This is a genomic window from Mesorhizobium sp. WSM4816, from assembly GCF_055811535.1.
Map to the genome: position 1 here is coordinate 1 of NZ_JBVVQR010000071.1, position 9,152 is coordinate 9,152.

At 63.8% G+C, this 9,152-nt stretch carries 9 protein-coding genes and 1 riboswitch; of the genes, 7 read left to right on the forward strand and 2 right to left on the reverse strand.

The annotated features are described in order from the left end of the window. The coding region (locus AC0L3H_RS32495) for a co-chaperone GroES (protein WP_473588201.1) at positions 1-224 on the reverse strand (224 nt) is incomplete at its 3' end. Between the two features lie 250 nt (positions 225-474). Between AC0L3H_RS32495 and AC0L3H_RS32500 the strand changes: the two genes are divergently transcribed. Next, entirely contained in the window at positions 475-1,410 is a 936-nt protein-coding gene (locus tag AC0L3H_RS32500) for a bifunctional helix-turn-helix transcriptional regulator/GNAT family N-acetyltransferase (RefSeq protein ID WP_473588202.1), read from the forward strand. A gap of 98 nt (positions 1,411-1,508) precedes the next feature. On the opposite strand, the gene AC0L3H_RS32505 is transcribed toward AC0L3H_RS32500, so the two are convergent. Further along, positions 1,509-2,342 carry an AraC family transcriptional regulator gene (locus tag AC0L3H_RS32505; protein ID WP_473588207.1) on the reverse strand — a complete coding sequence of 278 codons (834 nt, stop codon included), beginning with the start codon at positions 2,340-2,342 and terminating at the stop codon, positions 1,509-1,511. Between the two features lie 264 nt (positions 2,343-2,606). Continuing rightward, a riboswitch (cobalamin riboswitch) is annotated at positions 2,607-2,808 on the forward strand. A gap of 87 nt (positions 2,809-2,895) precedes the next feature. Between AC0L3H_RS32505 and AC0L3H_RS32510 the strand changes: the two genes are divergently transcribed. The 6 genes from AC0L3H_RS32510 to AC0L3H_RS32535 all read left to right on the forward strand — a co-directional run bounded on the left by AC0L3H_RS32510 (position 2,896) and on the right by AC0L3H_RS32535 (position 8,979). Beyond that, positions 2,896-3,708: an ABC transporter ATP-binding protein gene (locus AC0L3H_RS32510; RefSeq protein WP_473588203.1), complete on the forward strand. Its 813-nt coding sequence runs from the start codon at positions 2,896-2,898 to the stop codon at positions 3,706-3,708. Further along, entirely contained in the window at positions 3,705-4,652 is a 948-nt protein-coding gene (locus AC0L3H_RS32515) for an ABC transporter substrate-binding protein (RefSeq protein ID WP_473588204.1), read from the forward strand. Before AC0L3H_RS32510 ends, AC0L3H_RS32515 begins: the two co-directional genes overlap by 4 nt. Before the next feature lie 29 nt (positions 4,653-4,681). Then, on the forward strand, positions 4,682-5,683 hold the full coding sequence (locus AC0L3H_RS32520; protein ID WP_473588205.1) for a FecCD family ABC transporter permease: 1,002 nt from the start codon (positions 4,682-4,684) through the stop codon (positions 5,681-5,683). A gap of 80 nt (positions 5,684-5,763) precedes the next feature. After that, on the forward strand, positions 5,764-6,261 hold the full coding sequence (locus AC0L3H_RS32525) for a MarR family winged helix-turn-helix transcriptional regulator (protein ID WP_473495045.1): 498 nt from the start codon (positions 5,764-5,766) through the stop codon (positions 6,259-6,261). Further along, positions 6,258-7,436: an HlyD family secretion protein gene (locus AC0L3H_RS32530; RefSeq protein WP_473495038.1), complete on the forward strand. Its 1,179-nt coding sequence runs from the start codon at positions 6,258-6,260 to the stop codon at positions 7,434-7,436. Before AC0L3H_RS32525 ends, AC0L3H_RS32530 begins: the two co-directional genes overlap by 4 nt. A 13-nt stretch (positions 7,437-7,449) precedes the next feature. Further along, positions 7,450-8,979, forward strand: a complete 1,530-nt coding sequence (locus AC0L3H_RS32535) for a DHA2 family efflux MFS transporter permease subunit (protein WP_473588206.1) — start codon at positions 7,450-7,452, stop codon at positions 8,977-8,979. Positions 8,980-9,152: the final 173 nt, after the last annotated feature.

The following is a 9,152-nucleotide window of genomic DNA, read 5'->3' on the forward strand; positions in this document are numbered from 1 at the left end:
CCCGACCACTTGCCGAACAGGATGCGATCGCCGGCCTTGACGTCCAGCGGGACGAGCTTGCCGGCTTCGTCGCGGGCCCCGGAACCAACGGCGATGATCTCGCCTTCCTGCGGCTTTTCCTTCGCCGTGTCGGGGATGATGATCCCGCCGGCAGTCTTGGATTCGGATTCAACCCGGCGTACGACCACGCGGTCATGAAGCGGGCGGAACTTCGACTTTGCCATTTTATTTTCCTCGGTGAGAATGGTGAGAATAGTTCCTCCGTCCGGCGGCGCCGGACAAACCTATAAGCCCGGCGGCGCCGAACCTACGCTTAGCACTCACCAATGGCGAGTGCTAACGTGGCGGTGAGATAAGCCGGTGGCTGGCGAGAGTCAAGGCGCTGAGTGAGCTGATCGACAGCCGCAGCCTGCTTCGAACTGATACTTGACTGAGTCAACTAAATGGTTGATCTTGTGCGGGCAGGAGGATGCCATGACGATTCATCATCAACCCGGCAGGGAGCGGATCGATGCGGTGCGGGGCTTCAACCGCTTCTACACCCGCCAGATCGGGTTGCTCGACGAAGGGCTGCTGAAAAGCGCCTTCTCGCTGACCGAGGCCCGGGTGCTCTATGAACTGGCGCATCGCGATGGCCTGACCGCCACCGATCTTGCGCGCGATCTCGGTCTCGACCCCGGCTATCTCAGCCGGTTGCTGAAAAAGTTCGAGGAGCGTGGCCTGGTCGAGCGCGTGGCGACGCAAGCCGATGCTCGGCGCTCGTCGATTGCGCTGACGCCGGCGGGAAGAGCGGCGTTCGCGCCGCTGAACCAGGGTTCGCACGATCAGGTCGCGGCCCTGCTCGACCGGCTTTCCGCACCGGAACAGGACAGGCTGGTCAAGGCGATGCAGACGGTGCAGCGCCTGCTGGGCGAGAGTGCAGAGCCCAGGGTCCCTTACATGCTGCGGTCCTTGCAGGTCGGCGACATCGGCTGGATCATCCATCGCCAGGGCCTGCTCTATGCGCAGGAATATGGCTGGGACGAAACTTATGAGGCGCTGGTCGCCGAAATCCTCGGCGCTTTCGTCAAATCCTACGATCCGAAATGGGAACGCAGCTGGATCGCCGAGCGGGAAGGGGAAGTCGTCGGCTCGGTCTTTCTCGTGCGCCAGTCGGACGCGGTGGCGAAGCTGCGCCTGCTCTATGTCGAGCCCTCGGCGCGCGGTCTCGGCATCGGCAGGCGGCTGGTCGAGGAATGCATCGGCTTTGCCCGTGCCAAGGGCTACAAGAAATTGACGCTGTGGACCAACGACGTGCTCACCTCAGCGCGCCGCATCTACGAGGCGGCCGGGTTCAAGCTGGCCAATCAGGAACGCCACCACGCCTTCGGCAAGGATCTGGTCGGCCAGAACTGGAACCTGGAGTTGTAGCGTCTTTCCCCTCTCCCCTTGTGGGACAACGGAGAAGGCAAGATAAGGCGGAGCGCCTCGACACTAGTCTCCTACACAAGTTGAAAACTGGGCCATTCTCACCCTTTGACCGGTATCCAGATTTCCAGCCCGCCATTGCCGCTGCGCGGATCGAATTCGGGGCCGTAGCGCTCGAATTCGGGCGCGTCGGCAATCTTGTGCCCGGAGGCCGGCAGCCATTTGTTCCAGATCGTGTTGACCGTGCGGCGGATGGTCGAGATGTGGTCGCGATGGGCGAACACGGCGTACTTCTGCGCCGGCACGCGCACGCGCGAAAACTCCTTCGGCAGGTCCGAAAAATCGGACACCTCGACGCCGGCGATATAGTCGAAATTGCCTGCATCGTCGCCGTTGACGCAGACGCCATAGGCGACGTCGCCGACCTCGCCTGGAATGTTGCCGACATAGGGGCCGAACCTTTGCCACTGCATCGGGATGCCGGCGCTGGTTTCGCAACTGTAGCGCTCGCCAAGACCGGCGATGAGGAACGGCCGGCTGGTCTCAAAACGCGGCGGCTCGAGATTGGTGAGGAAGGACTGGTCCATCAGGATCGGCTCCACGAGATCGAGGTTTTTGAGCGAGCCTTGCGCGCGCACCAGTTCCGGCGTGGTGCCGAACTGGTCGCGGAAGGCACGGGTGAAAGCCTCATGCGAGGCATAGCCGGCGTCGAGCGCGACCGAGAGGATGTCCGGTGCGCCGGCGGCGAGCCTGCGCGCCGCCTCGGTCAGCCGGCGAGAACGCAGGTAGCCCATCACCGAACGTCCGGTCGCCGCACCGAAAGCCCGCGTCACGTGAAAGCGCGACACGCCGCTGCTGTTGGCGACATCGTCGAGCGAGATGGCCTCCGGCAGATGGCTTTCGACGAACCACAGCGCTTTCTCGGTCGGGTTCATATGGCTCCTTGCTGTGGGACTGCGCATTGGCCAGGTCATGGTATCGCTTCCTGGTGGAGGCAGTTTGATCGAAATTGCGCACCGCGCAATGCGACGCTGGTCGGCAAGTCGAAGGCGTTGGGCGAAGGGCTTGACGGGAGCAGGCGTTGTCCTTTAAGTCGTAACGTTATTACATTACGAGGTTCGGTATGCTCGTTCTGACAAGACCATTGCTCGCGGGCACTCCGGAACCCGGAAATTTATTGCGCTGGGATTGGCGGAAAACTAGGGTGGCTGACTGATGGTTCCCCAAGCCGAAAGGCGAGGGGTGAAAAGGGAACACGGTGAGATCTTCGGATCGAGGCCGTGGCTGCCCCCGCAACTGTAAGCGGCGAGCAAAATCCGAAATGCCACTGGCCAAGGCTGGGAAGGCAGGATGGCGCAAGGACCCGCGAGCCAGGAGACCTGCCATCGCACGAGTTGACCGGACGGGGTGTGCCGGGAGGAGACGTGGACATCGGTCTTGTCGGCTGGTCCAGCTTCCTTCCGTCGCCATTGAGAAAGTGACGGTAAGTTGGACGCCTGCCAGCCTCTTCTTGAAGCGCGTGAACTGAGCGCCACGGCGAATGGCCAGCGCCTGGTCAGTGCGGTCAGCCTTTCGGTCGCGGCGGGAGACCGCCTCGCCATCATCGGTCCCAACGGCGCCGGCAAGACGACGCTGCTGCGCATGCTATGCGGCACGCTGCGTCCGAGCGGGGGAGATGTGAGATTTTCCGGACGCCGGCTGGAGACGTTTCCGGCCGCCGAGCGGGCGCTGCACATGGCGGTCGTCGGCCAGACCGATCAGCCCGATCCGCGGCTTGCCGTGATCGACTACGTCGGACTTGGGCGGGTCCCGCATGCCGGCTGGCGACGCAGGAGCGAGCAACGCGACGTCGTCGTCGAAGCGCTTCGCAGAACTGGCCTGCTGCCGCTGCTCGGCCGCACGATCGGCTCGCTGTCGGGTGGTGAGCGGCAACGCGCCCAGCTGGCGCGCGCCATCGCCCAGGAGCCGAAAATCCTGTTCCTCGATGAACCGACCAATCATCTCGATCCGCGCGCCCGCAGCGAACTTCTCGAACTCGTATCGCAGCTTGGCATGACCGTCGTGGCGGTGCTGCATGATCTGTCGCTGGTCACGCCATTTGCCACCAGGGTCGCGGTGATGAACGAGGCACGCCTGCAGGCACTCGCCGGTCCGCGCGAGGCGCTGACCAAGCAGTTGATCCGCGAGATTTTCGGCGTCGACGTGCTTCGGCTGCGCCATCCCACCGAAGACCGCGAACTCACGGTGTTCGAAGTCCCGAACCGTGCCTCTTCTGATCTAACCAAGGAGCAACATCCGTGAAACGCCTCGCACTGTCTTTTGCCTCTCTCCTGCTTGCCCAGGCCGCCTTCGCTTTCCCGGTAACAGTCGACAGCTGCGGCACACCGCTGACGTTCGACGCCGCGCCGAAGCGCGCCGTCATCCAGGATATGAACATGGCCGAGATGGCCTTCGCGCTGGGGCTGCAACCGTCGATCGTCGGCCTGACCGGCATCACCGGATGGTACAAGGTCGGTCCGGAATTCAAGGCCGGGCAGGGAGCGATCCCGGAACTCGCGCCGAAATACCCGACGCTCGAAAACCTGGTCGCGGTCGAGCCCGATTTCTTCTTCGCCGGCTGGTATTACGGCATGAAGCCGGGCGGCGAGGTAACGCCAGATACGCTGGCGCCGCACGGCATCAAGACGCTGGTGCTGACGGAAAGCTGCGTCCATCTCGACAACAACCGCCCCGCCGCCTCGATGGACCTGCTCTACGGCGACATCGAAAAGCTGGGCAGGATTTTCGGCAAGGAGGCCGAGGCGGAAAAACTCGTTTCAGGCTGGAAAGCGCAACTCGCCGCTATCACGGCAAAGGTCGGCGACCGCGAGCGGACGCGGGTGTTTCTCTACGACTCCGGCGAAGACACACCCTTCACATCAGGCAAGTTCGCGATCCCCAGCGCCATGATCGCCGCTGCCGGCGGCGACAACATCATGGCCGACATGCAGACGAGCTGGGGCAACACGGACTGGGAAACGGTCGCTTCCCGCAATCCGCAGTTCCTGATCCTGCTCGACTACCAGGACGGCGGCGGTTACAGGAAACTGCTCGACTTCCTCAAAGTCCATCCGGCAATGAAGGAGACCGATGCGGTCAGGAATGAGCGCTTCGTCGCGCTGCGCTATGCCGAGCTGACGCCTGGACCCGCCAACATCGAGGCGATCGGCAAGATCGCCAGCGCGATGCACCCGGAAGCCTTCTGAGCTTGCGTCACAGGGCCTTCGAATTGGCCATGGCAGCAGGAGCGGCAGCAATCGCCGCTCTTGCTCTGCTGTCGATCGCCTATGGATCGACGGTCATAGCGTTGAGCGACGTGATTGCTGCGCTCGGACATGCGGCCGGGTTGGACGGAGATCTCGTGCCCGGTTCGGTCGGCAATATCCCGGTCGCCAAGATAATTGTCGATCTCAGGCTGCCGCGCACGATCATGGCGATCTGTGTCGGCGCCGGGCTGGGCGTCATCGGCGCGCTGCTGCAGACGGTAACCCGAAACGACCTCGCCGATCCGTTCCTGTTCGGCCTTTCCTCCGGTGCGGCGGCGGGCGCTGTTTCCGTCATCACCATTTTTGGCGACCGTTTCGGCATCTGGACGTTGCCGGTTGCCGCCTTCACCGGCGGCATATTGGCCGCCGGCATCGTGCTTTTGCTGGTTTCGCGGGTGAGGGGGCAAGGCCCCGAACGGCTGATACTGGCCGGGCTTGCCGTCTCGTTCATGTTCATTGCCTTGACCAACTATCTCGTCTTCGCCGGAGACCAGCGCGCCGCTCACTCGGTTTTGTTCTGGACGATGGGCGGGCTCGGCCTGGCGCGATGGGACAATGTCGGGCTGGCTGCTCTTGGCGCGTGCACCATTCTTGGCTATGGCCTGTGGAACCATCGCAAGCTCGACGCCTTCCTGGCCGGCGACAATGCTGCCGAAAGCCTCGGCGTGCCGGTTGTGCGGATGCGCAGGACGGCGTTTCTCGTCGCTGCCTTCTCGACGGCGATCCTGGTCTCGGTCGCAGGTGTCATCGGTTTCGTCGGGCTGATGATCCCGCATCTGTCCCGGCCCCTGGCCGGCCCGTTGCATCTGCGCCTGATTGCAAGCTGTGCCCTCTTCGGAGCGGTGCTGCTGCTGACAAGCGATCTTCTGGCGCGCACGCTGCTGCCGCCGCAGGAACTGCCGATCGGCATCATCACCAGTTCGGTCGGCGCTTTCTTTGTGGTCACCATGCTCATTCGCAATCGTTCATGATGGGCTGCCATGCACACTTGCCGGCTTCTGGCACAATGCCGCGTCTTGAATAGTGAGCACGCTTATAATATATGCCGCTCATGGTTTCCGACGGCATCGACAGATTGGGTTTTTTGATCCACGACGTGCAGCGCCTGATGCGCAAGCGCTTCGAGGCGCGCGCCAGCGGGCTCGGCCTTTCCTCGGCGCAATGGCGGCTGATGGTCCGCGTCGCCAAGGAAGAAGGCATCACCCAGGCCCGGCTCGCCGAGCTTCTCGAGATCGAGCCGATCAGCGTGTCGCGCCTGGTCGACCGCATGGAGGAGGGCGGCTGGATCGAGCGCCGCGCCGATGCCGCCGACCGCCGCGTCCGCATGATCTTCCCGACCGCCAAGGCGAGCCAGGCCTACGCTGAGATCAAGAGCCTTGCTGGCGAAGTCTATGAAGAATCGCTGGCCGGCGTGTCGCCGCAAGATCGTCGCGTCCTGATCAAGGCACTGGAGACGATGACCAGGAACCTGGCGGACGGCGAGCCGGCGCCGGGCGAAAATGTCGAGAGTGGCGAAAAAGTCGAGAGTGCAGAAGGCGCAGCAGCATGAACGCGGTAGCCAAGGTAGATGAGAATGCGACCAAGCTGGAGTTGGAAGCTCCCGCGCAGCCGGCGGCAACTCCGGTTACGGCCGCTCCGCAGCTAGCGCCGGCGCCGGTGGCGCCGAAGAAGAAGCGCCGTGCCGGCCGCATGCTTTTGATGTCGGCGCTCCCGGTGGCGCTGATCGCCGGCGGCAGCTACGTCTGGGTGACCGGCGGCCGTTACCAGGAGACCGAGAACGCCAATCTGCAGCAGGCCAAGGTCACGATCGCCGCCGATACGGCCGGCCGCATCGTCCAAGTCGACATTTTCGACAACCAGTCCGTCAAGCAGGGCGACGTGCTGTTCGCCATCGATGCCGAGCCTTACCGGATCGCATTGGCCCAAGCTGACGCGGCGGTGGCCGGCGCGCGCCTCAATGTCGAGCAGCTGCGTGCGGCCTATAGCCAGGCGGAAGCGCAGGAGAAGTCGGACGCCAGCCAGGTCGACTATGCGCAGTCGCAATACGACCGGGCCGCCGACCTGGCCCGCAAGGGCATCAACGCCGAGTCGTCGCTGGACGAGGCCAGGAACGATCTCGACAAGGCCAAGCAGCAATTGGCCGTGGCCGAACAGGGCATCCTCAGCGCCAAGGCGGGCCTTGGCGGCAATCCCGATATCGAGACCGACAGGCATCCGACCGTGATGGCGGCGCTCGCCACGCGCGACAAGGCTGCCTACGATTTGGCGCAGACCACGGTGAGGGCGCCGGCCGACGGCATCATCAGCCAGGCTGCCTCGTTCAAGGTCGGCCAGTATGTCGGCTCGGGTACGCCGCTGTTTTCGCTGGTCGAGACCGGCGATACCTGGATCGATGCCAATTTCAAGGAAACCCAGCTCACCAATATGAAGCCCGGCCAGACGGCTGAAATCGTGGTCGACACCTACCCGGGCCGGACGTTCGAAGCCACCGTCAAGGCGATCGGCGCTGGCACCGGAGCCGAGTTCTCGCTGTTGCCCGCCCAGAACGCCACCGGCAACTGGGTCAAGGTCACCCAGCGCATTCCGGTGCGCCTGCAGCTGGCCGATGCCGACGCCAGGATGGCGCTGCGCACCGGCATGAGCGCGACCGTCACGGTGGACACCGGCGTTTCCCGCGGGCTTCCGAGCATCTTCGGCCACGCCGCGGCGGGTGAAGCGCAATAGACGCCTCAACGTCATGAGCACGCCAGAAGCCTTTCGCGAAGTGCCGCATCGCGGCCTGATCACCATTGCGATCATGCTGGCGACAGTCATGCAGGTGCTCGACACCACCATCGCCAATGTCGCTCTGCCGTCGATGGTCGGCGACCTTGGCGCGTCGGCCGACACCATCAACTGGGTGCTGACCTCCTACATCGTTGCCGCCGCCATCATGACGCCGGTGACCGGCTGGCTGGCCGACCGCTTCGGGCGCAAGGAGCTGTTCCTGACGGCGGTGGTCGGCTTCGTCGTCTTCTCCATGCTATGCGGCGTGGCATGGAGCCTGGAGACCATGGTGCTGTTCCGCCTGATGCAGGGCGTGTTCGGCGCGGCGATCGTGCCGCTGTCGCAGACCTTCCTGCTCGACATCAACCCGAAGGAACGCCACGGCCAGGCGATGGCGATCTGGGGCGCCGGCATCATGGTCGGGCCGATCATCGGCCCGACGCTGGGTGGCTGGCTGACCGAGAGCTTCAACTGGCGCTGGGTGTTCTTCATCAACCTGCCGATTGGCATCATCGCCTTTCTCGGCATGGCCGCCTACCTGCCGAACATCGCCAGACGCGTGCGCGGCTTCGATTTCTTCGGCTTTGCCATGCTCTCGCTCGGCGTCGGCGCGCTGCAGCTCATGCTCGACCGTGGCGGCGATGCCGACTGGTTCTCCTCGGCCGAGATCTGGATCGAGCTTGGCCTCGCCATTTCAGGTTTCTGGATGTTCACCATTCATCTGCTGAGCGCCGAAAACCCGTTCATCGACCCGAAGATATTCCTGGACCGCAATTTCGCGACCGGACTGGTCTTCATTTTCATCATCGGCGTCATCCTTCTGGCCAGCCTGGCGCTGCTGCCGCCGATGCTGTCGACGATCTTCGGCTACCCGACCATCACCACCGGCGTGGTGATGGCGCCGCGCGGCGTCGGCACGATGATCTCGATGCTCTTCGTCGGGCGCATCATGCACAGGATCGATGCCAGGCTGCTGGTGATGATCGGACTGGGGCTTACGGCGCAGTCGCTTTACACGATGTCGGGCTTCTCGCCGCAGATGGACAACTGGCTAATCCTGACCTCGGGCGTCATTCAGGGCCTCGGGCTGGGCCTGGTCTTCGTGCCGCTCTCCACCATTGCCTTTGCCACGCTCGATGTGCGCTTCCGCACCGACGCCACGGCGCTGTTTTCCCTGGTGCGCAACATCGGCTCGTCGATCGGCATCTCGATCGTTTCGGTCATGCTGGTGCGCAACACGCAGATCAACCACGCCGAGCTCTCGGCCTATATCAATCCGTTCAACCCCAACCTGTGGGCGGCCTCGCCGGCGGCGGCGGGCGGCGATCCGGCGGCGCTGTCGCAGATCGACGGACTGGTCAACCAGCAGTCGCTGATGATCTCCTACATCAACGACTTCAAGCTGATGATGGTGGTGACGCTGGTGGCTTTCCCGCTGGTCTTCCTGCTGCGCAAGCCGCAGAAGGCTTCAGCGGCTGCACCCGCCGCGCCTATGGACTGACCTCTGGGACCGGCGCAGCGGGCCGAACCGCCTGCCGAGATTTCACCGGCAGGATCGGCGATCTTCTGCGATGGGGCCTGCACGAGATTGGCTCCCCCTTCTCCCCTTGTGAGGGCTTTGCACGGGGGCCGAAGTTTGGCGCAGATGGCGCATGGGGCGTTTTTTGAAACGCA

What these genes read in the sequence shown, in the direction of transcription:
- AC0L3H_RS32500 (WP_473588202.1), top strand. Translation starts at nt 475, where the DNA reads ATGACGATTCATCATCAACCCGGCAGGGAGCGGATCGATGCGGTGCGG.
- AC0L3H_RS32505 (WP_473588207.1), bottom strand. Translation starts at nt 2,342, where the DNA reads ATGAACCCGACCGAGAAAGCGCTGTGGTTCGTCGAAAGCCATCTGCCG.
- AC0L3H_RS32530 (WP_473495038.1), top strand. Translation starts at nt 6,258, where the DNA reads ATGAACGCGGTAGCCAAGGTAGATGAGAATGCGACCAAGCTGGAGTTG.
- AC0L3H_RS32535 (WP_473588206.1), top strand. Translation starts at nt 7,450, where the DNA reads ATGAGCACGCCAGAAGCCTTTCGCGAAGTGCCGCATCGCGGCCTGATC.
- AC0L3H_RS32520 (WP_473588205.1), top strand. Translation starts at nt 4,682, where the DNA reads ATGGCAGCAGGAGCGGCAGCAATCGCCGCTCTTGCTCTGCTGTCGATC.
- AC0L3H_RS32525 (WP_473495045.1), top strand. Translation starts at nt 5,764, where the DNA reads ATGGTTTCCGACGGCATCGACAGATTGGGTTTTTTGATCCACGACGTG.